This window comes from Ramlibacter sp. WS9 (assembly GCF_003797765.1).
Lineage (GTDB): Bacteria > Pseudomonadota > Gammaproteobacteria > Burkholderiales > Burkholderiaceae_C > Ramlibacter.
The window spans coordinates 143,065-170,040 of record NZ_RKMB01000003.1; the positions used below are offsets into that span (position 1 = coordinate 143,065).

Below are 26,976 nucleotides of genomic sequence, written 5' to 3' on the forward strand. Positions count from 1 at the left end.
TTGCGTGGTCAAGTATGGGCAGCGCAAACCCCTGAGCCCGGGCGCCGGGGACATAACACTTATGCCGTTGGAGGGGCGTCGTAGCGCGGCTCCAGCATCGGCGAGAAACAGGTTGGCCGGATAATCCGCGAGCTGAGCGAAACGAACGGGGCCATCTCCGTCGTGGTCAGCAGATATGCCTTCCACCGCGGGTCGTCAGCCAGCCGTTGGCGTCGCAGTTCCCGGTCGCCCATGCTGTCGTACGCCCACATGTGGATGACCTCGGACAGGTTGGGGCCGACCTCGGTGGTAAACATCCCCAGGAAGGTCCCCAGCAGTTCCTTCTCCAAGGGCAGTGCGACATGCTCCCAGCCCGACATCCATGTCTTCAGTTTCTCGGGCTTGAGTGTGTAGAGGCGGTGGTCGATAATCATAGGGAAACGAGTTAGCGCTCGAACTTCAGGTTGTTGGATTTGATGAGCTTGCGGTAGAGGTGGGCGTCGGCTTCCATCTTTCGGCTTACGGCCGAAGCATCCATCGCCAACGGGGTGGCGCCGACTTTCGCGATGGCCGCTCGCACTTCCGGCGTCTGCAGAATGCCGCTGAGCGACGCCCCCAGCTTTTCGCGCAAAGGCTGAGGTGTCCTGGCGGACGCGTACACGGCAAGCCAGCTTTCCAGCGGGTTGATCGCGTTGAGCGCCTGGCTCTCGCTCAGCAGCGGGATGTCAGGCGCCACTGTCACCCGCTCACCCGAGAACAGCCCGTACGCCCGCACGCTGCCATCCCTGATGCTGCTCAACGCGGCGGGCAGAACCAACACAGCCAGATCGATATGGCCACCCATCAGATCCGGCAACATGTTCGGGGCGCCCCGGTAGGGCACATACGACAGCGTCACACCAGCGCGCTGCTGGAGCAGGGCAGTTGCCATGTGGGGCATGGTCCCCGAACCGCCTCCGCCCACCGTGAGTCGGTTCTCCGACTTGCGCATGAAGGCCACGAGCTCATCGACGGAGCGCGGCTCCAGCGTGCGTCGCCCCACCAGAACCAGGGGAATGCCGGCAACGCCCGTCAGGCCGGCCAGTTCACGCATCTTGTCGGTCCCGTTCACCACGTCGAGCAAGACCTGGTTGGCACCCGCCACCATCAGCGTTGCGCCGTCGGCGGGACTGGTGACCAGCTTCGCCTGCGCAATGAGCCCGCTACCGCCGGCGACGTTTTCCACCACTGTCGTGGCTTTCAGATCGGCGGCAACCTTGGATGCCACGATGCGCGTGATGATGTCGTTGGTTCCGCCGGCCGGATTTCCGCTGACGAAGCGGTAGGTGGCGGGGAGTGGCTGCGCATGCGCGTTAAGTGACCAAGCGAGCGCAAGAAGGGTCAATTGCGCGAGTGTCTTTTTCATGGATGTCATCCTGGCTCGTTGATACCTACCACGGGACTGTCGATCGCTAGTTGCATCAGGTCGTTCTCTGTGGCCTTGCCGAACTGCCGGGTGTTGGCGAGCAGGTCTCGCATGAAACGGGTGCCGGGCAAGCCGGTGGCGTCCAGGTTGGCGACGAACCGGCCCTGCACCATGGCGTTGAATGACGCCAGCCGCAGGGTTTCGTTCCTGTCAAGCCGGGTTGTTTCCATGCCCTGCCGCGCGAAATGCATGCGCGCCTGTGCGCCACCCACTCCGTAGAACACCTGGCACTCCGCTTGGGCCAGGCCACTGAACCAGGCGCCCAGCACGGCGCGCAGGTCAGAGGGCAGCGCGCAATACGCACGCGGGGAGACGCAATACTCGAGGTTCAGCCGCCCCAGGCTACCGGTCTCGAGGCGGTACCGCGTCACTCTGTCGACTCCGAACACCTGCGCGGATCCATCCGTCATCGCTGCGGCGTCGATCTCGCCGGAAGCGATGGCCGCGGCCACCTGCGGCGAGGTCTTCATGCATACGATCGCACCGAGCTGGCGATAGATCTCTCCATGCCAGCCCGAAGAAGCGCTGATGCGCAATCCCCTCATGTCGTCGAGCGCTCGAATCGGGCGGCGCGAGAAGACGACGTCGCCGGCGGTCGCCTTCAGCCGGCCCATGCGGACGCCTTGCCGGTCGAAGTCGGCCATTAGCCACTGCCGATAGAGCAGCTCGGACACGAGGGTGGCGACATGTGCACCGGGAAAGAGTCCCGGCAGGAACAGCCCCTGGAACAGCTTGAATCCCAGCTCGGGCGACCTGGACGAATAGCAGGCGGTAATGTCGATGAGGCCGTCGCGCACCATGCGCCAGCCATCGGTCAGAACGTGGCTGCCCTCCCCCCAGACCGGCTCGATCGACAGGCGGCCGTGCGACATCGACTGGAGGACGCGGAAAGCGGGGGTGAACACCTCGCGGACTACGAACGCGTCTGCCGGATTGTGCGCTGCAAGGCGCAGCACAAACGACGGTCCGCCACGGTCCACGCGCTGCTGCCAGCGCTGCGAAAAGTCGCCAGCCAGCCATGCCCGCGCAACCGTGGTGCGGTCGAGGGCGGACTGCAAGTCACCTGCGGCGGCCTCGGCCACGGTCGCCTGTGTGCTCGCTGCGGATGCCACCGTCACAGCTGCGCCTTGATGCCCGCCTTGCGGATGGTGTCGCCCCACATCGCGGACTCGACGGAAATAAGGCGCGCCATCTCCTGCCCCGATGTTCCCTTGGGAGTAAGGCTCAGGGCCTTGAGCGGCCTGCGCACCTCCTCCGTCTGCAGCACACGAACCACGGCGGCCCTCAGCCGATCGACGATGGGTTGTGGCGTGCCCTTCGGCGCCCAGAGCCCATGCCAGCCAACCACCTCGAAACCTGGATAGGTTTCGCTTATCGCGGGCACCTGGGGAAAGACTGGCGAGCGACCCGGACTGGTCACGGCGATGGCTCGGACATTGCCGGCGCGGATCGACTCCTGAAGCGCGACATGCGAATCGAACAGCAAGTGGATCTGGCCGGACATCAAGTCGAGAGAGGGTGAGCGCGAGTACGGAACGTGCACCATCGGAAAACCGGCACGGCTCATCAGGAACTCTGCGCACATGTGGTGGCTGGTCCCAACACCATAGCTTCCGAAGGACAGTTTGTTTGGATTCCGCTGGCCGTACTGGACCAGTTCGTTGAGGCTTCGCACCGGCAGGCTGTTCGTGACGGCGAGGATGTAGCCGGCCCCCATCGACACCTGGGTCACTGGCACCAGGTCCGCTTCCGGGTTGAACCTTCGCGTCGTGACGAGATGCGGAACCATGGTGACCATCTGGTTGACTGCAAGCAGAACCGTCAGCCCGTCCGGCTTGGCCTTGGCGACCAACTCCGCGCCGATGTTGCCCGAGGCGCCCGGCTTGTTGTCGACGATGACGGGCTGCTTCAACTCTTCGCCAAGACCCTTTGTCAAAATCCGGGCAACGGAATCCAGCCCGCCGCCGGTTCCCTGCGGAACGATGATCCGGATAGGGCCTGTTGGCCAGTCGGCTTGCGCGGCCGCCAACCCTGGGACGCCTGCCACCAAGGTTGCCGCTATCCCGATCATCAGTTCTCGCCGGCTGTTATCCAGCGCTGCCGAATGGACGCTGGTGTTGTTCAGGTTGTTCAATCAAATGTCTCCGTTCATTTCCATGCCGCGTCGCGGCAGGGGTAGTCCTTCATGCAATGGCGCGAGGAAATGTTAGGAGCGCGGTCAGCTTGCTGCCAATACTTTTGCGGGAACGCGTGATACCCGTTCGGTCATAACAGTCCTCCGCTCTCTCGATGCATGAACGGGTATCACGCGCGCCGGCAAAGGTATTGGACCGGTCGCGGCCTGGTTCCGAGAATCGCCACCGGCCGCGATCTTGCGGCACACCAAAGGAGCATCGATGAGAAGAGGGATCAAGGGATTGGTAGTGGCGGGCGCGTATGGCGTCGCAACAGTGGCCTTCGGGCAATCGACCGTAACGCTCTTTGGCGTGGCCGATGTCTCTGTCCAGAACTTGCGGGCCGATGGCGTCGGCTCCGCAACGAGAGTGGCGTCCGGTGGCAACAACACCAGTCGAATCGGCTTTCGCGGGCAGGAGGACCTCGGCGGCGGAATGGGTGCGGGTTTCTGGTTGGAGGCAACGCTCAGTGTGGACAACGGACAGGGCGCGGCAACCAACGTCAACAATCAAGCGAATGGTGGCAGTTCCGCTCCAGCCGGAACACAGGGATTGACGTTCGATCGCCGCGCGACAGTCAGCCTGATGGGCACCTGGGGCGAGGTGCGCTTGGGCCGGGACTACGTGCCTTCATACTGGAACGTCACTCGTTCTGACCCCTTCTCCGCAACGGGTGTCGCCTCCATTCGCAGTCTCGTTGGCACTGGCGCGGTCAATGCGGTGACTTTCGTGCGGGCATCGAACTCCGTCGCATACCATCTTCCAGCGGATCTGGGCGGCTTCTACGGCCAAGTGAACTACATGCTTGGGGAAAACGCCTCGAACGTCACCAACAGGAAAGACGGGACTTATATTGGCGCACGCGTTGGATTCGCAAAAGGCCCGATCGACGGGGCGATCGCCACGAGCAGGACTGAGTACCTCGCCGGCGACTTCAGCAACTCGAACCTCTACGGCGCGTATGACTTCAAGGTCGCAAAGGTATCTGCCCTGTGGAACCAGTCGACGGTGAAGTCCGCTGTTCCGCTGAAGCAGCGCGACTACCAGGTCGGGCTCGTGGTGCCGGTAGGCGCGGGCGAACTGAAGGCCTCGTTTGCGCGCGCCCGGATCACAACCAGTGCGACAGATGACGGTGCGACTCTGTTGGGTCTGGGTTACGTGCACAACCTCTCCAAGCGGTCTGCCGCCTACGTGCACTACGCGCGCGTGTCGAATCGGGGAGCAGCGAGATTCTCCAATGGATCCGGAGCGCCCTCGCCCGGTGGTGATACTACCGCGTACGAGGTGGGTTTGCGTCACAGCTTCTGATCGCGAAGCACCTCGACCAGCAATTGGACGGGGTGGCGCAGACTTTGCTGGGCAAACCGCCGCGTCTGGCAGCGGCAGGAGTACCCGGTGGCAAGCACCTCCCGGTGCGCACTGTCGGACTTGCCGGGCTGCGCGAGCAGCCGCCCCCATGAAGAGCCGAAGATCGCCTCGGAGGTGGCTCGGTGCCGCCGTTCATGGCCGTAGGTTCCCGCCATCCCGCAGCAGCCAGCGACACCTGTGGCCAGGGCAACTCCAAAGCGCGAGCAGACTTCGGTCCAGAGCGCGGTGGCCTGCGGCGCGGTGGTCCTCTCCGTGCAGTGCGGCAGCAGCACGAACTCCCGCAAGCCAGTCGCATCAGGCTCCTTCCTGACCGTCGCGGGAAGCGCCACCGAGGCCAACCACTCTTGCGGCAGCATCACCTGCAGATCCGATGCCGCTCCCCCGAGCTTTCGGTACTCCTGGCGGTAGGTCAGTGTCACGGCGGGGTCCAGCCCGACCATCGGCACTCCGAACGAAGCTATCGCGCCAAGCGCGGCGGCGTTGCGACCCGCCACGCGCTCGAAGTGTTGCCGGAACCCGTGCACTTGGAGCGGCTTGCCATTCGGCAAGTACGGCGCCATGAACACTCGCATGCCCAAAAGGCCAGCCAGCTCAACGAGTGCACCGAACACCTCCGTGTCGAAGTAGCGCGTGAACGCATCGGGCACGAGGATGACGGACTGTTTGCGCTGCGCCTCGCTCAATCGGCCCAGCACCTGGGGCTGCGCCGTTTCGACACCCCATCGACGAAGGACGGGGCCGATGCTGAAGCCGCTCAGCGTCGGTGCGTCCACGAGTCCGATGCGGGCCTGAGCCCAACGTCCCACGCGTGAGCCCATCACCGCGTTGCTGACACCGGCCATGCGCCCCATGTACGGCGCGGCCTGCTCCAGCATGCCCACCGCATAGTCTTTGATCGGACGGCGGTAGCGCTGGTGGTAGAGCTCCAGAAAGCGCGCTCGGACGTCCGGTATGTCGACCCGGACCGGACACTGCCCTGCACACGACTTGCAAGCGAGACAGCCCGACATCGCTTCGTAGACAACGTGCGAGAAGTCGTCACGCGCCGGCCCAGGACGCACGAGTTCCTGGCAACGCAACGCGAATGTGCGCCACCATCGGGGCGGCCGAAGCGTCGCGTCCAGTACGTTGACACCTGCCAGCCCCTGTCGCCGCAGCCACTCGCGCATCAGCGTCGCCCGGCCCTTGGGTGACTGCTCGCGTTGCCGGGTGGCTTTCCAGGATGGGCACATCGCGTCATCCGGATCGAAGTTGTAGCAGGCGCCGTTGCCGTTGCAATGCATCGCATTGCCGAAGCTTTGCCAGATGCGGGCCTCAATCTGCCGATCGTACTCACCTCTCAGGGGAACGCCGTCGATGCGCAATAGCTGCTTGTCCCGCGAGTCCGCGGTGACCGCGATCTTGCCCGGATTGAGTTGGTCGTACGGGTCGAACGCGGCCTTGAGCGCCTGCAACGCCGGGTAGAGCGGCCCGAACACTTCAGGCACATACTCGGAGCGAACGCCCTTGCCGTGCTCACCCCACAGGAGGCCGCCGTACTTGCGTGTGAGCGCGGCCACGCTATCCGAAATGGGGCGCACCAGGGCGGCCTGCTGCGGGTCCTTCATGTCTAGCGCGGGGCGCACATGCAGCACGCCTGCATCGACGTGGCCGAACATTCCGTACGCCACGCCGTGGCTGTCCAGCAGCGCTCGGAACTCGGCGATGTATTCGGCCAGGTGCTCGGGCGGAACGGCTGTGTCTTCGACAAACGGCTGGGGACGCGCTTCGCCCAGCGTGTTGCCCAACAGGCCCACCGCCCGTTTGCGCATGCCGTAGATCTGTTCCACGGCGGCGGCAGACTTCGCGATGGTGTGGCCCAGGCGCGTAGTGCAACCCTCCGCCGCGAGGGCTGCGCAGAACGCATCGACCTGGCGCAGCAGCAAGGCCTCATCCTCGCCCGCGAACTCCACCAGGTTGATGCCCATGGCTTCCTGTGCGTCGGCGCGGGGAAAGAACTCCGCGATAGGGGGCCAGACGATGTCTCCCCGCGCCAGAGTCAGTACCTTCGAGTCCACGGTCTCGATGGACAGGGGCCTATGCGCCATGAGCGCCTGCGCATCTCGCAATGCGTCCATGAAGCTGGCGTAGCGCAGGTTCACCAGCATGGAATGGCGCGGCAACGGCAGGAGGTTCAGGGTAGCCTCCACCGTGAACGCCAGGGTTCCTTCCGAACCGCACAAGACGCTGTTCAGATCGAAGCGCCCATCGGGGCGCTCGAGGTGCGCGAGGTCATATCCGGTCAGGCAGCGGTTCAAGCGCGGGAAGCGAGCGGCGATCATGCCGGCCTCTTCGCGCGCAATGCGCTCCGCGGTGCGGTAGACGTCGCCGATGCGGTCTTGCCGCTCGCATAGCGTCCGCAGCGCGGGAGCGTCGACGGGCTCGCTGCGCAGCCGCTCGCCACCGCGAAGCACCACCTCGAGCGCCAGGACATGGTCCCGTGTCTTGCCGTATGTGCAGCTGCCCTGTCCGCTGGCGTCCGTCGCCACCATGCCGCCAATCGTGGCGCGATTGGACGTGGAGAGTTCGGGTGCGAAGAACAGGCCGTGCGGCCGCAACGCCGCATTCAGCTGGTCCTTCACCACCCCCGCCTGCACGCGGGCGCGACGGTTGACATGATCGATTTCGATGATGCGGTTCATGTGGCGCGAAAGATCGACGACGATCCCGTCGGTCAGCGCCTGGCCGTTCGTGCCGGTGCCACCGCCGCGCGGTGCCACGCTGATCCGCCGATGACGAGGCTCCGCCAGGAGGCGCGCGAGGCATGCGACGTCGTCGGCGTGGCGCGGATAGACCACGGCCTGAGGCAGGCGCTGATAGATCGAGTTGTCCGTGGCGAGGACAACCCGGTCCCCGGCACCCGCGCCAGCTTCCCCGGAGAAACCCGCATCCGTCAGCTCCCGCAGAAAAGCTTGGGTTGATGCGCTAGCAGGCGCATCGAATGGAATCCGGGCGATCGCGATGGCCCTGCGCGCGGTCGGCGGTGCCGCGGCCCCGCCTCGAAGCGGCGTGGCCGTCATGCCAGCACCGGGCTCGCGGTGGTCATCCCGAAGATCGCGGTCGCATTGCCTGCGTCGAACTGCAGATCGAGGGTCTTCTCGCCCCCCGCTTCATCCACGTGCCCGCGCGAAATGAACTCGTAGAACGAACCGGGTACGCTCCGGCGCACCACCCTGCCCTGCTCATCGGTGAACTCACGATCGACAAGCGCGGCCCGGAAGGCCGTCTGTCGCACCCGGCCGGACTTCGAAACTTCCACCACGTCCTTGATCGGGCGACCCAGTCGCCGCTGCGCCACGGCGACCGCCTCTACGTCCTCGACACGGTCGGTCGCGTGATTGAACGCGTTGCCCTCCGTGGCGATCCACGCCATTTCGGCCGATTCGGCCAGAAGCAACTCGTAATCACACAGCGGAAACACGCCGTGGTGCCGCGCGAAACAGGCTTGCATGGCGGGAAGGAGTATCAGCGCCTCCGCATGAGAAAGCGATTGGTCGCGCGCGAGCTGCTCGAGCAGCCCGGCATGCTGGGGAGTCAGCGGATCTCGCGAAGCGCCGATGACGCGGCTCACCGCAAGCTGAAAAGACGCGGAGAACCGTTCCGGATGAAGCTCGGACACGAAGAACTGGGCAATCTCCTCGGGGAATTCCGCGTGCGCCCAGGAGCGTCCCGTCATTTTGAGCCGCTCCAATGGGTAAGTTCCGTTGTGCCGGTATCCCAGCGCCCTCAACACGCGCGTGATCGCCTCCTCGCCACGCGGAAGGGCGCCAGTTGGCCATCGCACGGTACGCAGCGCGCCGTGGTCGAAGTGGACCTTGCCACCCGAGTGAATGACATCCTCCACATAGGCACGCCCCGCGGGCACTCGTTCGATCAGGTCGGCAAACAGCAGCATGTTCAACGCTTGCGCGAGCTCAGCCTGCGTCACCGATTCCGATTGCGGGCCCAAGAGCGGGGGTTTTACAGCGATGCGGTCGAATGCTTTCCACGTCCAGTCCGCGCCCTGAAGATCAACCAGGAGTTTCTCAATATTGCTCATGAAGTAGCGCCCTCTTTCAAAGTGAGTTTGTCGGATCGGCATGAAGTTTCACTTCGGAGAACGCGGAGCGCAAACGCATAATGCGCATGAGATCATTAGCAAAGTCAATGAAATGCGTCGCAGACTCCCGTCGACCACTATGCTTCTGGCGTTCGAGGCGGCAGCCAGAGCCCTGAGCTTCACGCAGGCAGGAAAAGAACTGTCACTGAGCCAGAGCGCCATCAGCCAGCAGATTCAGGGGCTCGAAGATTTCCTCGGGATTGCGCTGTTTGTGCGGGCGCGGCAGCGTCTGCAGTTCACCGATGCGGGCCGCCTCTTCCAAAGCCGCATCACCCCCGCGCTCAATAACCTGGAAGGAGCGATCCTCGAAACAATTACCAGCCAGCGCAGCGGCAGCAGCCTCAACATCGGCGTCCCGCCGACCTTTGCCGCCAAGTGGCTGATTCCGCGGCTGCCGCGGTTTGCGACGCAGTGGCCGGGCGTCGCGGTCAACCTGGTGAGCAGCGTGGGCGGACCTGACCTGACAACCAACCGGTGGGATGCCGCGGTTTATTTCGGCTCGCCACTGCAAGAGGACCGCGTCCTGTGCGATCGGCTGATGGGGGAAGAATTGGTGGTGGTCTGCAGCCCCTCGGTGAGACCGCAGTTGCGCCGCCCCGAGGATTTGGCCGATGCGGCGCTACTGCACCTGAGCTCGCGCGAACATGCCTGGACGGACTGGTTGTCGCGTGCCGGCGTTGGCAGCATCCCTTCGACCAGGGGGGCAAAGTTCGAGCTGTTCAGCATGGTGTCGCAGGCGGCGGCGGCCGGCCTGGGCGTCGCGGTGCTCCCGCGCTTCCTGGTGCTCGATGAACTTGCGTCCCGCCAGCTTGTGATTCCATTCGGCCCCTGCGTTGGCAGCGCAGAGCAAGGGTACTTTCTTGCAAGGCCGGCGGCCAAGAGCGAGTGGGCGCCGTTGTTGCATTTTCGGCAATGGCTGATGGAGGAAGCGGCAAACAATCCGGTACCTGCTTGAAAGCGACCCCAGTCTGTTCATACCAATGCGGTATTACGTGTGCCCCAAAGAGTATTGGACTGCATGCGTCGGCCCTTCCATAGTGCGGGCTTGCGACAAACGGAGGATGAATTGGAATTGCACGCCGCACCGGTCGAAGCCGCAACCGCGGATACTGCCCAGCACGAAAAATTGGCTCGAGTCAATCTCGCCGCGATGTACCGTCTCGTCGAGCAAAGCGGCTGGGGCGAAGGGATCTTCAACCACATCTCCATGCGGGTGCCGGGCTCCCCTCGCGAGTTCCTCATCAAGCCGCACGAGCTCGGTTACGCGGAAGTCACGGCTTCCAACCTCGTTCGCGTCTCCATGGATGATGACCTTGACGAGCGCTCCGGCGTGAACCGTCCCGGGTTCGTGCTGCACAGCACGATCCTGAAAGCCAGGTCCGACGTGAACTGTGCACTGCACGTCCATGTGCCTGAAGTTGTGGCGGTGGGCGCGCTGCGGCGGGGCCTGCGCATGTATTGCCAGGCAGCACTGCGGTTCTACGAGCAGCTCGGCTATCACCCCTACGAAGGCCTCACCGAGTCTCTTGAAGAAGGCCCGCGGATGATGAAGGCCCTGGGCAGGAACGGCGTGGCACTGCTGCTGCGCAATCACGGAGCCGTCACGGTATCAGAAACCGCGTGGGGTGCGTTCTCCTTGATGCGCTATCTGGTCAGCGCCTGCAAGATCCAGTTGCAGATCGAAGGCGCGGGCGGCGAGGCTGTTGAGATTTCGCAGGGTGCCTGCGAGTCCGCCCGCAAGCAGCTTTCGTCTCACAACACGGGCCGAGCTGGAGCGGATTGGCCGGCCTGGCTGCGGCGCCTCGACGCAGTCGACCCCACATACCGGTTTTGAAACGCTGGCAATGAAACTCGCCTACGTCGAAACGGATGGCCGCCGCTTCGTGGCTGTTCGCAAGGGCGCCAACTTTGTCGATCTGTCCCGCTCGCCGCTGCGCTGGAACAAAGGACTCACCGACCTCCTGGCCTTGGGGCCTGATGGGCTGGCTGCAGCGCGATCCGCCGTTGCGAGCGCCGATGGCTCCTCGCTGGTCGATCCCGCGGCCGTCACTTACCTGCGCCTCAATGAACCGCATTGCGTCACTTGCGTCGGCAGCAACTATGCGGCGCACATTCGAGAGCGGGCGAAGCCGTTTCCAAAGGAACCCAGCTGCTTCTTGAAAGGCCTGCCGGCTTTCGTCGCCCACCGGCAACCACTCGAACGACCGGGAAATTCAGAACAGTTCGACTACGAGGCGGAGCTGGTCATCGTTGTCGGGCGCGCCGGCCGCCATGTGCCGATCGAGCGGGCGCTTGACTTCGTGGCCGGCTACACATTGATGAACGACGGCTCGGTGCGCGACTTTCAGGAGCGCTACAGCAACATCACGCTCGGAAAGAATTTTCCGGCCAGCAGCGCGCTAGGCCCCGAGATGGTGACGGCTGACGACGTGCCGCCGGGAGCGCACGGGCTGCGCATCTCCACCCGCATCAACGGCAGCACGGCGCAGGACTCGAACACGGCCGACCTGGTCTTCGACGTGCCGATGCTGGTCTCGCTGGTCTCCCATACGGTGGGATTGCGTCCAGGCGATCTCATCGCCACCGGCACGCCATCTGGCGTGGCTGCAGGCATGACGCCTCCGAAGTGGCTGAAGGCAGGCGATGAAATCGAGATGTCCATCGAGGGCGTTTGCACACTCTCCAACATCGTGGTGGATGCCCTTGTTGCGCCAGCTGGACACGGCTACGACCGGGCAGCGTACGCACCGAAGGTCTTGCGATGAGTCATACGGTTGACGCGCTGTTTGCGTAGGCCCGGTCCCGCCCTACTTTCAGGTGCGCCATGCTGCATGCCTCGCATATGATCTGCAGCATTCGACATCTCCCGGGGCAAGGCCCATTCATCATGGCGGACTCGTCGCGAACCTTGGACCTGCGTCAGGTCGCATTGTTTGTGGCCGTGGCCGAAGAATTGAGTTTCACCCGTGCGGCCTTGCGAATGCACATTTCGCAGCCGCCGCTGAGTCGGCAAATCGCACGGCTGGAAGACCAACTCGGCATGCGGCTGCTGGAACGCTCACGCCAGTCGGTAGCACTGACGGCCGCCGGCAAGGCGCTCCTGCCTGAGGCGCGTCGCCTGTTGGAACTGGCGACACGGGCGCCGGAAGTGGCAAGGCGCGCTGAACGCGGCGAGACTGGAACGCTGCGGGTCGGATTCGTGGGGTCCATGATCTACACCTCGATTCCGACGCTGATCGGGAGATTCAGGCGTACCTACCCGGATGTGGAAATCGTGCTGCACCAGTTGACGGTGTCTAAGCAGGTCGAGATGCTGGTCGCCGGCGACTTGGACCTGGGGTTCCTTCGCCATCAGCTGATCCACGAGCAACTGAGCTCCAGGCTGCTCTTTCTCGAGCCTTCGATCGTTGTCCTGCCCCGGGATCACCCACTGGCGGCGCAACGCACGATCAACCTCCCCGACCTGTCACGCGACAAGTTCATCTCTTTCACGCGTCAGGATGGCCCGGGCTTTTTCGAGCTCCTGCTGCGCATCTGCGGCGAGGCTGGATTCTCTCCGCAGATCGTGATGGAGGCCAATCCTCTGTCCACCGTGATCGGCCTGGTGGCCTCGGGTGCCGGTATCGCCGTTGTTCCTCAATCCATGAGTCGCCTCAGGATTCGCAACGTCGTGTACCGCCGGCTGGCGGGAGCCCGGACCACGAGTGAACTTCTACTGGCGTGGAAGAAGGAAAGCGTGCCGGCCACCGTCACCAACTTTTTGGCGTTGACTGGTGAAGATGCGCAATCAGCGACCCTCAGTAGTCATCCAACTTGACCAAGTCCCGGTTCAGCGCGCGAACTGAATCGCACCGGGTTCCGTGGAGGCCAGTTGGTTTAAGTCAGGCTACCACCGCGGTGGCTTGACTGGTGAATTGCCGGTAGTAGTTTGCTTCAGCTTCTGCAGGCGGGATGTACCCGATCGATTCGAGTGGCCTGCGGTGGTTAAAACAGGGCACCCATTCGAGCGTGGCCAGTTCCATCGATTCATTGGTTTTCCCCTGTGCGCGGCGATGGATCAACTCGGCCTTGTACACCCCGCCGATGGTCTCGGCCAGTGCGTTGTCATAGGAGTCGCCTTTGCTGCCTATAGACGGTTCGATGCCGGTCTGGGCCAAGCGCTCGGTGTAGCGGATGCTGACGTTTTGCGAGCCGCGATCGGAGTGGCACAAGAGGCTGCCGTCTCTCTCGGGTTGCCGGGCATTCAGGGCTTGCTCCAGGGCGTCCAGCACGAAGTCCGTCCGCATCGAGCTGCTCGCCCGCCAGCCCACGATGCGCCGGGCATACACATCGATCACAAACACCACGTACATCTGCAACAGCAGATTCAACGATGTTGGACGCTACGGCCGGCCCAGCAACTTCGCCAACGCAGTAATTGCGGGGCTGCTATGCGTCATTCCAATGTTGAATCGCATGTAGCCCTCGTATCGCGAGTCCGATGAGAACGCGCTCCCAGGCGCGGTCAGATGGCCGCTTTCCAGCATTGTGCGTGCGAGTGAGAGGGCGTCCACTTTTTCGCCCAAACGGCCCCAGAGAAACAACCCCGATTCGGGCTTATGGTCAAACGCGATTCCGATGGCCTCAAGCTGTTCAATGACTGATTCGCGTTGCTCGTCCAGCTTCGATATCAATTGGTCACAGATGCGCCTGTAGTTGCCTTCCGACAGGACGCCGAGCACCGTTCGCTCTCCAAGGGTCGAGTTGGAAATGATGTTTGCAGAACGGAACTGGGTGAGCCATTGAACTCTCTCAGGGCTTGCGGCAATAAAGCCAACTCTCAGTCCCACCGCCAATGTCATGGAGAAGCTGCCGATATAAATCACGCGCTTAAGTTGATCCAGGGTCGCTAACCGCGTTAGTTGTCCGGCCATGCTGGAAGGCGCCAGATCGCTGTACGAGTCGTCTTCAACGATCGTCAGATCGAACTCCTCTGCCAGACGCAGGAGTTGAAACGCTTTGTGTGGCGTCATGTAGCTTGATGTGGGGTTCTGCAGTACCGAACTGCAGAAGAAGAACCTGGGCTTGTGCTGTTCGCATAGCGCCCTTAACACTTCGAGGTTCGGACCATCGGCCTCGCGTGGGACAAAAGCGATATCGAGCCCCGTCGCGGCAAGGTGCTGCAAGAGCATGAATGGCCCCGGTGACTCGCCAAGCACGATTTCGCTTTGGACCCGAAAATAAAACGCCTGGATCACCAAATGCAGTGCTTCAGAAGCCCCAACAGTGGTCATCAAGGACTTCGGTTCCGCATTGATCCCTAGCTCCAACAGCTTTGACTGAATGATTTCCCGCAGTGGCAAATAGCCCTGCGGATCGGTGTGCGACGCCAGCAACCGGTGGTTCGACCGGGCAACATTTCGCATGGCCTGGGCAATCTCTGACTCATTGATCCACGCGGCAGGCATCACGCCACTGCCCATGTGAGTTACGTGGTCAACCAGCGGCCTGACGAGTTGCCTGTGCCATAGGTATGGATGAGAGAGCGCCTGGTCAGACCAAGGGGGATGCCGCTCGACCTGACGAGGTGTCCTGCGCGCCAGCTTCACATAGCAGCCGGATCCACGGCGCGCTTCCACGAAACCATGAGCGACCAGCTTGTCATAGGCCCGGGCAACGGTGTCGCGGCTGACATTGCAGTCGTCGGCCAATTGCCGCACTGACGGCAGGCGCCGTCCAGCAGTCAGCTGACCGGCCTGCACGGCCTTGACCACCATCTGAAAGATCTGGTCAACCAGCGACGTGGCGCCTGAAATTGCTGCTGCTGCCTGAAGGTGGGTTGTATTGAACATATCGGTCTCGCAATTAGGGCACGGACTTGCCATCTGAGGCCCACCTTAGAGGTACGGCACCATCTCTTTCCAAGGGGAATCCCTCAAATGTGTCAGGTCAAAACGTTCAGGCCAGTTTGCCAGAAAATTGTCAGATGTGTACTGATTTGACATGAAATCGATCGCTATTCTTCCGTCACTTGGTACGCATCCAAACAGCTACGCCGCGTGTTGCGACAGGTCGGACTTCCACAAGGAGATCCGAGGCTACAAATAAATGCAGAGGGACGACTGACGTGAGTGCTTTCGAACTTAAAACATCCTTAACGAGGTCATAGTGAAAACCGTGGGAATCAAATCTTCATTGCGCGTTACGGCCCTCGCAGCGCATCTGCTCTTCGCCTTCCATGCGCAGGCGCAAAGTCAGGTAATGGACATACCGGGTGGTGATCTGAAGGCAGCGCTGGATGCCTACATCACGCAATCTGGCCAGAAAGTTCAATACTCTGCCGATGATCTCAAGGGTCGCACCAGCCCGGGCGCCAAAGGGCGGCAGGCACCAGAGCAGATGTTGAAGGAACTGTTGCAGGGAACAAATCTCGCGGTTCACACCGACAGCAGCGGCCAGTACACCATTCGCCCCATCGCCCTGCTGGACCAGGTGGTCATCCGCGGCTCCGCGTCGCACCTGGCCGACCGGAACGTCAGTGGCACGCGCGCCGAAGTCGATCCGATGTCGCTGCCGATGACGATCGAAACCGTCGGTGCAAAACTGTTGAGCGAGCAATCGAGCCAGAGTCTCGCAGACGCGATCAACTACCTGCCAGGCGTTACCGGCAACGCGGCCGATCATACGTTTCAGATTCGTGGCTTCTCAGGCTCCGTGATGCGCAACGGCGTGGTGAGTGACGCCAAATTCGGTCCGCCCGTCGGCACGATCCAAAGCATCGAAGTGCTGAAGGGCCCCGCCGCCATCCTGAACGGCGTAGGGGTCGGATACGGTGGCGTGATCAACGTCATCGGCAAGGCGCCGCAAGCGCAAACGGTGCGGGAGGTCTCCCTCCAGCTCGGATCGCACGACAGGGCGGAGTTGGGGCTGGACCTCGCCGGCGCCCTCGACCAAGACAAGCGGTGGAAGTACCGCCTCATCGCCTCCGAGATGACAGAGGGAAAAAACGAGGAAGGCGTTAACGGGGCCTACCACCACTACATCGCCCCCGCCGTCAGTTACAGCAACTGGGATACGGGGACAGAGGCATCGCTCAGCCTTGAATACAACCAGCAGCGCACCACCCCGTTCCTTGGCGTGTTCTATGGGCCGAACGAGAAGCTGGGCGACAAGCACGGCTTTACGCCGACCTCGAATCCGGACTCCGGCTACCACCGGAAGAACACCATCGTATCGGCCAAAGTTCGGCAAAAAATTTCGGACGATTGGGATGTCTCTGTCAATCTCTCCCGTGAACGATCCCTCCAGGACAACTCGGCGCCACAGATTACCGTGGGCTTTGTCGCCCCCTTCGACATTTCGACTTTCACCTTTCCCAACCTCTTGAAGACGGAACTTCAAGAAAACGACACACTCATTCGATCAACGCTCAAAGTCGATCTCACCGGAGAAGTGAAGACCGGGCCGGTCTCGCACAAGTTGCTCTTCGCCTACGACAAGACGCGCGGCAGGGAAGTCGCCGATCGAAACTACGGCTCGGCAGTGGAGGGAATCAACGTCCAGACGGGCGCCGTGGCAAGCTTTCCGGGAGTCAACCCGTACACGGCGACGATCGTCTACGACCGAAGCGACGTGCAGGAAGGTTTCCTGGCCACTGATCACATCAAGTGGGGATCTTGGGTTGCCCTGGCTGGCGTGCGCCATGTGAAGTACAAGCAGGCCTTTGCCGGCCAGCCTGGAGACTCCACCACCAACGAATGGCTCCCCTCGCTCGGCGTCCTTTACGAAGTCACGCCGGATCTTTCCGTTTACGGAAGCTTCAACAAGGGCTTGACTCCGTACCAGGGCGGCGGCGTCATGTACGGCAACGGCGCGCCACCTCCGGCCGAGTACGCAAAACAAAAGGAGCTCGGATTCAAGGCCCTTTTCGCGGACAAGCAGTTGGCGCTGACCGCGGCGGTCTTCGACATCAACCAGAGGAACGTCAATTTCCTCGATGTCGCTCACATGAACGAAGGCTTCTTTCTCACCACCATTCCGGGCCAGAAGAGCCGCGGATTCGAGGTTGAGCTCTCCGGAAACCTGAGCAGGCACCTGAACATTCGAACGTCATACTCCCAGACGAACCTGACGCTGGAGCTTGACCCCGCTCTGGGCGCGTTCCTCGGTCTGACAGACCGGAACATCCTGAGCGGCTTTCTGCCGCCGAAGAAGAAGGCCACGTTCTGGGGTTCATATTCGTTCAATGGCAACGGCCAGGATGGATGGTGGGCAGGCGCGGGCGCGCAATGGCAAAGCTCCATCTTCGTGGGCTCCATCAACTGGTTCGGCATTCCACAGACCGACTACCAGAAAGAGGTACTTCCAGGGAAGCTGCGCGTAGACCTGGCCGCGGGCTACCGAGACAAGAACCGGTCGCTGACGTTGGGCATCAAGAACGTAACCGACGCCCAGCAGATCCTGAATGGAAGCGGGGGATCGGCGCGTGTGGACAAGGGGCGCTCGTTCTATCTGAGCGGCCAATACAACTTCTGACCTTCGGCATTGATCCGCGACGGCCCGGCTTCCACGCCGCGCCGTCGCGGAGTCCATGCAAGAGCGCCTGTGGCGACAAAACCCAAACCAGAGAGAGTTGAAGTCAATGAGCGAATCGATTATTGCGGTAGATGAATCGAACTACGAGTCCGAGGTTGAGCAATCGACCATTCCGGTCGTTATCGATTTCTGGGCGCCATGGTGCGGCCCCTGCCTGGCCCTCATGCCGACCGTTGAAGCCGTCGCCAGCATGTACAAGGGCAAGATCAAGGTGGTCAAGATCAATGTCGACGAAAACAAGGCGCTCTTCGAGCCGTTCGGAGTTCGTGGCATTCCCTATCTGGTGGTCGTCGAACAAGGGAAGGCGCCGCGCCAGATCAAGCAGCACACACGAACACGCCTCGCCATGGAGTTCGACGAGATCCTCCTGGGTTCGGCTTGAAGTTCATTTCCCCCCGTCCATAAAGATCGCAGATGTCTGATTTGATTGCATTCCACGGCAGTTCGGCACTTAAGAAACAATGCATCGAGCGAATCGAAAAGTATCGTGATGCCGGCTCGCTCAATCCGTTCATCAACGTCGCATGGATGCCCGAGCATTCGATGTGTACGCCCTTGGGCGCGCTACTGGAAAGTGCCGACGTCGACAAATTCGAGCCCGCCACTGGGCTCCCCTTGCAACTGGCTATGCTCTATCAAGCATTGCTGGGCGTGAGCGTTGTTTCCATTCCCCATGAGGGATCCGGAGATGGCGCTTTCTCCAGCGCGCCGCCCGTGTTCCTTCTGCCAGACGCCATCGCCGGGCACTGGACAGCATGGCTCGAAGGCATCAAGCCGGGAAGCCGGCTGCCCGATCTTTTTGCGCACGTGACGGCCTGGATATTGCGCGATCTGGCGAGCGCGGATCATCCGGTTGCACCTTTGCCGCCCGGCGTCCAGGCGCGGGTTTCAGCGGTTGCGCAGCTGTTCGAGGCCGAGGCGGCTGGGCAAGTCGTCCCCGCGCAGCAATGGGCAGCCGTTCGCAAGACCTGCGTCGAGATGACCGACGCCCTGGCAGTCGATGCCGGGCAGCCGGCGTTTGTGAAACCCATCACCGAGTTTCTCGAATCTGTGTGTTGGCCTTGGGCGGGTGACTACGCCGAGCCGTTGCAGAGCCTTCGTTCGCTTGCCGGCCCGATCACCCAGGCGCTCGCCACGCGGCTGTCGTCCGCAAAGGATCTGGAAGTCATTGCGGGGCAAGGACGAGCCATGGGCGAGTACGTGGCGCTAGCACAGAAAGACCCGAAGTTCGACGCTCAAGCGTTCTTCAAACAATCGAAGGAACTGACGGCCTACTGGAGTTTCGAGTTCCAGCAAGTCCTGGCGAACCAGCAGCTGCAGACGACGCCTCTGGTCGGCGGCCGCATGCTGGCGGGCCTGGTGGAGTGCATCGGGAATGCCCAATCGAATGGTGCTTAGGCTCACACAGGCCAAGCTTGGATCGAGAGAACTGCTATGAAGAAGAATCTCGCCATGGTCTGGCGCCTCATTCGCCCTTACTGGTTCTCGAAAGACCGTTGGGTTGCTTTGGGGCTCCTGACTGTGTTGTTGTTGATGCTGGGCGTCGGCGTCAAGTTTCAGGCCTGGCAGGCTGACTTCATCAAGGACTTGTACAACGCCATCGACAAGCGCGATGCGGCGGAGTTTCGCTCTTTGTCGCTCATCTCCATCGGGGTGCTCATGGGCTACGCCGTGCTGGTCGCCGCGCGAGAGTACACGAACCAGTTTCTGGAGATACGCTGGCGTCAAAGCTTGACGGAGTATTTTCTCCAACGCTGGTTCAAGGACCAGAAGTTCTTCCATCTTGAACGGGACCAGTCGACCGACAACCCGGATCAGCGGATTTCGGAGGACGTCAAGTTATTTGTCCACGACACGCTCCGGCTTTCCTTCGCGTTTCTGTCCAACCTCGGCACGCTATTGGTCTTTGGTCCCTTGCTTTGGAGTTTGGCCGGACCCTATACCGTCGCCGTTTCCCGCGATTTGAGCTTGACGATCCCCGGATACCTGTTCTGGGTGGCGATCGGTTACGCGCTTCTTCAAACGTGGCTCAGCCATTTTGCGGGCCACAAACTGATCTCGTTGACCGTTCAGCAGCAGAAGGCCGAGGCGGACTTCCGCAACACCATGGTCCAGCAGCGGGAGTACGCGGAGCAGATCGCCTTCTATGACGCGGGCGCGGTCGAATACTCGCGGTTGCAGCGGCTCTTTGTGCAGCTCAGGTTGAACTTTCGCCAGATCATGGGGAAAACCAAATACCTGAACTTTGTCTCCAACGGCACGCTGATCATTCAATCGTTGATCCCCATCTTTGCTGTTTCCCCCAAGCTATTCACCGGAGAGATGAACCTGGGTGCCGTCCTCCAGAGCCAGGCCGCTTTCCTCATGTTCTGCATGGCGGTCGGATGGTTTGGGCTTTTCTACGCGCAGATCGTGGCGTGGGTCGCAGTCACGAGGCGATTGCTCGTGCTGAACGCGGCGCTCGACGCTTCCTCCAAGCCCGGGGTTGAGATCCACACGGAGCCTGTGCGCGACCTGAACGGGCGCTCGCTGAGGCTCACGCTGCCCGATGCCAAGCCACTCGTCACCCTGGATCACTTCGAGTTTGCGAAAGGCGAGCGCTGGCTTGTCAGGGGCCCGTCCGGCGCTGGAAAAAGCACGTTTCTGCGCTCCATCGCCGGGCTGTGGCCCTTCGGCGATGGTCGTATTTCGATTCCCGCAGGAGCCAAACTTCAGTTCATGCCGCAGAAATGTTACGTCCCCACGGGAACGCTGAAAGATGCCCTGGCCTATCCCGGACCGGCCGAGCAGTATTCCGACGTCGAGTGCCGGAAGGCACTCGACGACTGTTTGCTGGGACACCTCGCGCCCAGGCTCCACGAGGCCTCGCGATGGGGGCAGCAGCTTTCACCGGGGGAGCAGCAACGAGTGGCTTTTGCGCGGGTGCTGTTGAGTGCCCCTGACTACCTGTTTGCCGATGAGGCCACAAGCGCCCTGGACATCTCTACCGAGAGCCATCTCATGAAGCTGCTGTTGGAGCGCTTGCCGCGCTTGACGCTCATCAGCGTCGCTCACCGATCCACGTTGAACGTGTTCCATACCCATGAGGTGGTCTTCAATGGCCATGGTGGTGTGACGCAAAACCCTATCGCAGTTCCGACCCCTTCCCATGCCTGAATTCAGCCTCGTCAGCCGCCGCCCCGTTACCGCGTTGCAAGCCACGCTGGAGCACTACGTCGATCACCGGTCCGGTGCCCAACACCTCCACCTGGCCACGCAAGACGAGGAACTTGCTTTCCTCGTGGCCTTCCCGACCGTTCCCGACCGCAGCGACGGCCGCGCTCATATCCTCGAGCACTTGGCATTGAGTGGCTCGCAGCGCTATCCGATAGCGAATCCGTTCTTCTCCATGATGCGCCGCTCAACCGCGACCTTCATGAATGCGATGACCTATTCGGACCGCACGGTGTATCCCTTCGCCAGCACCGACGAGAAGGACTTCTTCAACCTGCTCGATGTGTATCTCGACGCCACCTTCTTTCCCGAGCTCGACCCTCTGGGATTTCTCCAGGAAGGTTGGCGCTACACGCTGGACAACGGCCAGCTGGGGCTCCAGGGTGTGGTGTTCAACGAGATGAAGGGCGTCTACAACGATCCCCTGCACGTGCTCAGTGTGGCCATGCGGCGCGAACTGTTTCAGGGCACGACCTACGCCGTCGATTCCGGCGGGGACCCTGCGGAGATTCCGTCCATCTCGCACGCCATTCTCAAGGCCTTTCACGCCAGCCACTACCACCCTTCTCAAGCCGTGTTCATGACGGCTGGGCGCGTCGCAGCCGCGCAAGTGCAAGCCCGAATCAGTGAGCGCGTGCTGGTGCCGCTGACGGGTGTGGTGCCACGCCATATGCCCACGCTCGCCGTGCCGTGGACGGCGCCGCGTCGTATCGCGGTGGCCTTGCCCCCGCAAGGCACAGGCAACAACGAGCAGGGCGTGCAGATCGCCTGGCTTCTGGGCGAGGCAACCGATCCCCTTGCGACTCATCTCGCGCAGATTCTCACTTTCGGCCTGCTGGGAAGCGCGTCGGCGCCTGTCATGCAGGCCATGCAATCCGCAGGCTTTGGCCGCCCGTCCCGCATGACAGGACTCGACCAAAGTGCACGCCAGATGGTGCTGCACTTGGGGATGGAAGGTCTGACGCAGTCACAGGTCGAACCGGCTGAGGAGTGCATTCGCGACGCGCTGCGCCGGGCCGCTCGGGACGGTGTGCCCGCCGAGGTGATAAAGGCCGCACTTCGCAACCTCCGGGTCGATCAGCGGGAAGTCCCAAGCGGCAGCATGCCGGCCGGCCTGGTTCGTCTGCTCAATGCCGTGCCCATGGTGATGCTCGGCGGCGATGCCATGACCGCGCTCGACGTCGAACCGCTGCTGGTCGAGCTCGATGAGCAAGCCAACGATCCGGGGTTCTTCAAAGGGCTCGTTCAGGCACTTCTGGACAATCCGACCTGCCTGGTCACCCATGCAACTCCCGACTCCGATTTCTTCGGCAAGCGAGTCGCCGCCGAGCAAGCGTTGTTGCACCAGCGCCAAGCACAGCTCACGCCTGAAGACCGGGCACGCATCCTGAGCGAGAGTGCCGCACTCGCCGAACGGCAGCAACGCATTCCCGACGCCGAAGTGCTGCCGCGTATCCTGCCGCAGGAGCTCAAGCCGGCGCCACGCGCATTGCCTGGCCTGACCTGTTCGGCCGACGGTACTTGCGCCGCCACTGTTGCCTCGAATGGAATCACCTATGCGAATGTCATCTACGACGTGGGTTCGTTCGAAGAAGCCGACTGGCCCTGGCTGAGGCTCTATGCCGACCTGCTGCCGGAACTGGGCGTGGGCTCGCAAAGCTATGCCGAAGCGAGTGCCTGGCGGCAGGGCATGGTTCCCGCATTTCGCGTGGCGTTCGATGCCTTATCAACGGCCGACGGCGGATTGAAGCCTCAGCTCTCTTTGTTTGCCAGCGCTCTGCGGGAGGAACAGGAAGCCATCGTCACGGTGATGCAGAGCTGGGTGACGCAACCGCGTTTCGACGAGACCGATCGAATCGCTTTCCTCGTCACTTCGCGAGTGCGAAGCCAGATCTCCGGGCTGGGGCAACTCGGCTCCCAATATGCCGCCCTGACCGCCACGGCGCCTCTGTCAGTCAAGACCCGATTCGAGAACCGGGTGCGGGGCACTGAATCGTTCGCTTTCTGCAACCTGTTGCAGGGCATGATCGAAACGGCGGACGGACTGGCCGAAGTGTGTCAGCGACTCGCGTTTGTCCAGGCGCGCTTGCTGGCCTGCCCCCGAACCATTCTTTGCGCGGGCAGTGACGCGGATGGAGCGAAGCTGGCACACAGCCTGGCGATCGCCATTCCGGCACCTCGCGCGGCCGCCTCTGCCGAGTCAGCCGCCTCGGGGCCGGATACGGTGCTCGCACAGGCGGCCTTGGACATAGCAGGCCAGGTGAACCATTGCGTCGCGGCGTGGTCGGTGCCAAGCATGACCCACGTCGATGCCGCCGCGTTGGCGGTGACGGCGGAGCTTCTTGGCAACCAGATCCTGCATCGCTTGCTGCGGGAGCAAGGGGGTGCTTACGGCGCGTCGGCCTCTTATAGCGGCGACACCGGGATCTTCATGATGTCGTCCTTCCGTGATCCCCGGCTTGCCGCCACCTATGCGGACTTCGCCGCAGCGGTCGAGACAGTCGCGCACTCGGACTTCTCGACAATACAGATCGAGGAGGCTATCGTTTGCGTGATCAAGCGTCTCGACAAGCCGCAGGCGCCACACGTCGAGGCGTTGCTCGCGTGGCAACTGATGGAGCGGGGCATCTCGGTCGACGCACGCGCGCGGTTCCGTCAACGCGTGTTGGCCTGCACTGGCGACGACATCAAGCGGGTCACCCGGGCCTGGCTGGCGCAAGCGGCTCCCAGCAGGGCCGCGGCGGCCGGGAATTTGACGCAGGACCTGGCGGGCTTGTCTCCCGTCAACCTGCTTGAGTCGCCCTGAAGCCTGCGCGGGCGCTCACGGAGCGTCCTGCTCCAGAAATCGTTGCGCATCGAGGGCGGCCATGCAGCCCGTGCCGGCGCTGGTGATGGCCTGCCGGTAGATGTGGTCCTGCACGTCGCCGGCGGCGAACACGCCACGCACGCTGGTCATCGTGGCGAATCCGTTCAGGCCGCTTCGGGTGAGGATGTAGCCATCTTTCATTTCCAGCTGGCCCTTGAAGATGTCGGTGTTGGGCTGGTGGCCGATGGCGATGAAGCAACCCTGGAGTTTCAGGTTCCGCGTGCTGCCGTCGGTCGTGCTCTTGATGCGCACGCCGGTTACGCCGCTCTGGTCGCCCAGCACCTCGTCCAGGGTGTTGAACAGATGCAACTCCATCTTGCCCGTCTGGACCCTGTCCATCATCCTGTCGACCAGGATGGGCTCGGCCCGGAACTTGTCGCGGCGGTGGATTACATGGACCTTGCTGGCGATATTGGACAGGTAAAGCGCCTCTTCGACAGCCGTGTTGCCGCCGCCGACGACGCAGACTTCCTGGCCGCGGTAGAAGAACCCATCGCAGGTGGCGCAGCCACTCACCCCACGTCCCATGAACGCTTCTTCCGAAGGCAGGCCCAGGTACTTGGCCGAGGCGCCGGTGGCGATGATCAGGGCATCGCAGGTGTAGGTGCCGCTGTCCCCTTTCAGGGCAAAGGGCCGCTCTGCCAGATCGACCTCGTCGATATGGTCTTGGAGCAACCGGGTGTCGAAGCGCTCCGCGTGCTCCTGGAAGCGCTTCATCAGCTCCGGGCCCTGCACGCCCATTGCATCGGCCGGCCAGTTGTCGACATCGGTGGTGATCATCAGCTGGCCCCCTTGAGCCATGCCCGTCACCAGGGTCGGCTTGAGGTTGGCACGCGCCGCATAGATGGCGGCTGTGTAGCCGGCCGGACCGGAGCCGAGGATCAGCAGTCGGTGATGTTGGTTCATTGTTGGATCGTCGTTTCGAATTTGTCGAGGGAAGGTTCAGCCGGCGATGGCGCGGCGGGCCACAGCGCCAACCCGCCTTCCAGGCTCCACGCTTGTGCATGGCCGAGGCGGCGCAGCGCGCGTGCCGCCTGCGCGCTGCGGTTGCCGCTGCGGCAATAGAAGACGATCGGAACGTCAGCAGAGAGCGCCAGCCAGCGCGGCAAGGCATTGAGCAGTCCCGACGACGAAACGTACTCGGGGGCGGTGTCGCAGACCGGAGTCGAATCGGCGGCCACCTGTTGCTCGTAAGGCTCGCGCACGTCCACCAGCATCGGCCGCGGAGTGCCGCGCATCAAGGCGGTCAACTGCGCGGCGCCCATTTCGACCCTGGTACCCTGGGTACAACCGTCCACGCGGGCGCCGCAGGCCAGGGTCTGGTACTCGGTCAGCGGCAGGTGATCTTCCAGCGCTGCCTTTGCCTTTGCGAAGGCAGCGGCATCCAGGCGCCCTTGCAACACGCCAGCCAGCAGGGGCTGCATCTCGCACTCGGCACTCAAGGTGCAGGCGAAGCGGTTGTCATAGTCGTGGCCCGGCAGCAGCAACGTGTGCGGGCCGACGATGCGCTCCAGCGTCTTGAGCGAGCTCGCATAGGCGAGCGGTTCGCTCTGGGGGAAGTCGCTGCGCCCGAGCGCGCCCGGCATCACCGTGTCGCCGACGAACGCGAGGCGCAGGGTGTGCGCCTCATGCAAGAGATAGGCGGTCGAGTCGGCGGTGTGCCCTGGAATCGCGAGGCGAGTCAGTCGCAAGCCGCCCAGCACGATCTCGTCGTCTCCCTGCGGCCAGCCCAAGGCGTCGGTGGTGCTCTGTTCCTTCAGGAGTGCACAAGCCGCTGCGCGCAATTCGCCGGCCGAGGACGCGTGGTCTCCATGGCTGTGCGTGTCCAGGACGGCAGCCAGGGCAAGGCCGCGGCAACGCAGCCACTGGACGATGCCGTCGGTCAGCTCGGGCAGTGGGTCGATCACGACGCATTGCCGGCTCGTCGCATCGGCCACCAGGTAGCAGCATGCGCCGTCCACCACGAAGCGCGTCAGCAACTCGGGTGCTGCCTCCTGCGCACGCGGCATCGGGCTCAGGCAGTTCGCGCGCAGCGCGGCCCCGCAGGCGCGGATGCGGGAGCACGCCTCGTCGATGAGGCCGGTTCCGTCCGCCGCACCGAACGAGAGGCGCACAGCGGCCGCGCTCTGCCACGCGGGAAGGCCCATGGCCTCCAGCACATAGCTGGGCTGGGCCTTGGAGGCGCTGCAGGCCGAACCGCCGCTGACGCGCAGGCCGGCCGCGTCGAACAGGTCCAGCAGCAGTTTGGAACTCACGCCGGGCACCGTGAAGTTCAACGTGGTCGGCAGGCTCAGCGCAGCGGGTGCGTTGAACACCAATCCGGAGAAGGCCTCGCTCAATGCCGTGGCCAGGCGCAGGCGATGGACAGCGAGCGTCGTCTGATCGTGAAAGATCTCACCGTCTTCCAGCGCATCGAGCACCGCCCCGAGCGCTGCGATGCCCGCCATGTTCTCGGTGCCGGCGCGCAGCGCGCTTTCCTGCCCGCCACCGGCCAGCAGCGGCGTGAAGGGCGCTCCGTCGCGGACATAGAGCAGGCCGATACCTTTGGGCGCATAGAGCTTGTGGCCGGAGAACGGCGCGTAATCGATGCGGCTCTCGGTCAGCTTCAGCGTCAGCTTGCCCAGGGCTTGCACGCTATCGACCAGCCACAGTGCGGGGCTGCCGGCCAATGCCGCGGCGATGCCTTCCAGATCGCTGATCACGCCGGTTTCGTTGTTGGCCGCCATGGTGCAAACCAGGCCCGCTGTCGGCGCCCGATCTCGAAGCCAGGCCAGGTCATGGCGGCCATGCGCATCGACAGGGATCGCGCGGATCGGCAGCTGCAGACCCAGCAGCGCGTTCCAGTGCTTCAACGCCTCGGGCACCGCCTTGTGTTCCGTGGCGCCGTACAGCAACTCCAGCCGCAGGGGCTCGCCACCATCGCGGCGCCGGCGCAAGGTACTCAGCGCGGACAGCACCGCAGTCTGGATACCCTCCGTCGCGCCGCTGGTGAACAGGAGCTGGCCGCTCGGTGCGCCAAGCACACGCCGCGCTGTCGCTCGCACCCGATCGAGCAGCGCGCGCGCCTTGAGGCCGCTCGCGTGGGTGCTGCTTGGGTTGCCGAACTGTTCGGCCATTGCCGATAGTGCGGCGGCCCGCGCCTGAGGCAAAACAGGGGTGGTGGCATTTGCGTCCAGATAGATTTCCATGCAGAAATTAT

19 protein-coding genes and 1 pseudogene are annotated in these 26,976 nt (G+C 62.8%); 10 read left to right on the plus strand and 10 right to left on the minus strand.

From position 1 onward, the window contains the following. Positions 1–59: 59 nt before the first annotated feature. Genes EEB15_RS06610 through EEB15_RS06625 form a run of 4 tightly spaced genes read right to left on the minus strand, consistent with a single transcriptional unit; the run spans position 60 to position 3,578 of the window. Complete coding sequence (locus tag EEB15_RS06610; RefSeq protein ID WP_141508895.1) at positions 60–413, minus strand: NIPSNAP family protein; 354 nt, start codon at positions 411–413, stop codon at positions 60–62. A gap of 11 nt (positions 414–424) precedes the next feature. Next, a complete protein-coding gene (locus EEB15_RS06615; RefSeq protein ID WP_158290017.1) occupies positions 425–1,384 on the minus strand; it encodes a tripartite tricarboxylate transporter substrate binding protein in 960 nt (319 codons plus the stop codon). A gap of 5 nt (positions 1,385–1,389) precedes the next feature. Further along, positions 1,390–2,562: a hypothetical protein gene (locus tag EEB15_RS06620; protein WP_141508899.1), complete on the minus strand. Its 1,173-nt coding sequence runs from the start codon at positions 2,560–2,562 to the stop codon at positions 1,390–1,392. Then, a complete protein-coding gene (locus EEB15_RS06625) occupies positions 2,559–3,578 on the minus strand; it encodes a tripartite tricarboxylate transporter substrate binding protein (RefSeq protein WP_141508901.1) in 1,020 nt (339 codons plus the stop codon). Before EEB15_RS06625 ends, EEB15_RS06620 begins: the two co-directional genes overlap by 4 nt. Positions 3,579–3,840: 262 nt before the next feature. Between EEB15_RS06625 and EEB15_RS06630 the strand changes: the two genes are divergently transcribed. Next, positions 3,841–4,926: a porin gene (locus tag EEB15_RS06630; RefSeq protein WP_141508903.1), complete on the plus strand. Its 1,086-nt coding sequence runs from the start codon at positions 3,841–3,843 to the stop codon at positions 4,924–4,926. Here EEB15_RS06630 and EEB15_RS06635 read toward each other — a convergent pair. Beyond that, positions 4,914–8,045 carry an FAD-binding and (Fe-S)-binding domain-containing protein gene (locus tag EEB15_RS06635; protein WP_141508904.1) on the minus strand — a complete coding sequence of 1,044 codons (3,132 nt, stop codon included), beginning with the start codon at positions 8,043–8,045 and terminating at the stop codon, positions 4,914–4,916. The genes EEB15_RS06630 and EEB15_RS06635 overlap by 13 nt on opposite strands. Further along, positions 8,042–9,106, minus strand: coding sequence for a DUF1338 domain-containing protein (locus EEB15_RS06640; protein WP_233259382.1), 1,065 nt, complete (start codon positions 9,104–9,106; stop codon positions 8,042–8,044). The genes EEB15_RS06635 and EEB15_RS06640 overlap by 4 nt, the downstream gene beginning before the upstream one ends. On the opposite strand from EEB15_RS06640, the gene EEB15_RS06645 reads away from it, so the two are divergent. The 4 genes from EEB15_RS06645 (at position 9,105) to EEB15_RS06660 (ending at position 12,941) form a co-directional block, all read left to right on the plus strand. Next, positions 9,105–10,079: a LysR substrate-binding domain-containing protein gene (locus EEB15_RS06645; protein ID WP_233259383.1), complete on the plus strand. Its 975-nt coding sequence runs from the start codon at positions 9,105–9,107 to the stop codon at positions 10,077–10,079. The two genes, EEB15_RS06640 and EEB15_RS06645, sit on opposite strands and share 2 nt — an antisense overlap. Positions 10,080–10,190: 111 nt before the next feature. Next, the gene (locus EEB15_RS06650; protein ID WP_233259384.1) at positions 10,191–10,958 is read left to right on the plus strand and encodes a class II aldolase/adducin family protein; all 768 of its coding nucleotides are present in this window, start codon (positions 10,191–10,193) and stop codon (positions 10,956–10,958) included. Between the two features lie 10 nt (positions 10,959–10,968). Continuing rightward, on the plus strand, positions 10,969–11,889 hold the full coding sequence (locus tag EEB15_RS06655) for a fumarylacetoacetate hydrolase family protein (protein WP_141508908.1): 921 nt from the start codon (positions 10,969–10,971) through the stop codon (positions 11,887–11,889). A 143-nt stretch (positions 11,890–12,032) separates the two neighbouring features. Then, on the plus strand, positions 12,033–12,941 hold the full coding sequence (locus tag EEB15_RS06660) for a LysR family transcriptional regulator (RefSeq protein WP_158290018.1): 909 nt from the start codon (positions 12,033–12,035) through the stop codon (positions 12,939–12,941). 64 nt (positions 12,942–13,005) lie between these two features. Here EEB15_RS06660 and EEB15_RS06665 read toward each other — a convergent pair. After that, a pseudogene (locus EEB15_RS06665) lies at positions 13,006–13,476 on the minus strand (DDE-type integrase/transposase/recombinase); the annotation flags it as partial. Between the two features lie 30 nt (positions 13,477–13,506). Then, on the minus strand, positions 13,507–14,955 hold the full coding sequence (locus EEB15_RS06670; RefSeq protein ID WP_158290019.1) for a PLP-dependent aminotransferase family protein: 1,449 nt from the start codon (positions 14,953–14,955) through the stop codon (positions 13,507–13,509). A gap of 325 nt (positions 14,956–15,280) precedes the next feature. On the opposite strand from EEB15_RS06670, the gene EEB15_RS06675 reads away from it, so the two are divergent. The 5 genes from EEB15_RS06675 to EEB15_RS06695 are packed head-to-tail and all read left to right on the plus strand — an operon-like array spanning position 15,281 to position 23,717. Further along, positions 15,281–17,638, plus strand: a complete 2,358-nt coding sequence (locus EEB15_RS06675) for a TonB-dependent receptor (protein ID WP_158290020.1) — start codon at positions 15,281–15,283, stop codon at positions 17,636–17,638. A 55-nt stretch (positions 17,639–17,693) separates the two neighbouring features. Further along, positions 17,694–18,080 carry a co-chaperone YbbN gene (locus tag EEB15_RS06680; RefSeq protein WP_141508915.1) on the plus strand — a complete coding sequence of 129 codons (387 nt, stop codon included), beginning with the start codon at positions 17,694–17,696 and terminating at the stop codon, positions 18,078–18,080. A gap of 32 nt (positions 18,081–18,112) precedes the next feature. Further along, positions 18,113–19,096, plus strand: coding sequence for a hypothetical protein (locus tag EEB15_RS06685; protein ID WP_141508917.1), 984 nt, complete (start codon positions 18,113–18,115; stop codon positions 19,094–19,096). A 36-nt stretch (positions 19,097–19,132) separates the two neighbouring features. Further along, positions 19,133–20,854 (plus strand): ABC transporter ATP-binding protein/permease, encoded by a 1,722-nt coding sequence (locus tag EEB15_RS06690; RefSeq protein ID WP_141508919.1) that lies wholly within the window; start codon positions 19,133–19,135, stop codon positions 20,852–20,854. Next, on the plus strand, positions 20,847–23,717 hold the full coding sequence (locus EEB15_RS06695) for an insulinase family protein (protein WP_141508921.1): 2,871 nt from the start codon (positions 20,847–20,849) through the stop codon (positions 23,715–23,717). The genes EEB15_RS06690 and EEB15_RS06695 overlap by 8 nt, the downstream gene beginning before the upstream one ends. A gap of 15 nt (positions 23,718–23,732) precedes the next feature. Here the strand turns inward: EEB15_RS06695 and trxB are convergent, their stop codons facing one another. Further along, positions 23,733–24,683 carry a thioredoxin-disulfide reductase gene (trxB, locus tag EEB15_RS06700; protein WP_141508923.1) on the minus strand — a complete coding sequence of 317 codons (951 nt, stop codon included), beginning with the start codon at positions 24,681–24,683 and terminating at the stop codon, positions 23,733–23,735. Further along, positions 24,680–26,965, minus strand: coding sequence for an aminotransferase class V-fold PLP-dependent enzyme (locus EEB15_RS06705; RefSeq protein WP_141508924.1), 2,286 nt, complete (start codon positions 26,963–26,965; stop codon positions 24,680–24,682). The genes trxB and EEB15_RS06705 overlap by 4 nt, the downstream gene beginning before the upstream one ends. Between the last annotated feature and the right edge of the window lie 11 nt (positions 26,966–26,976).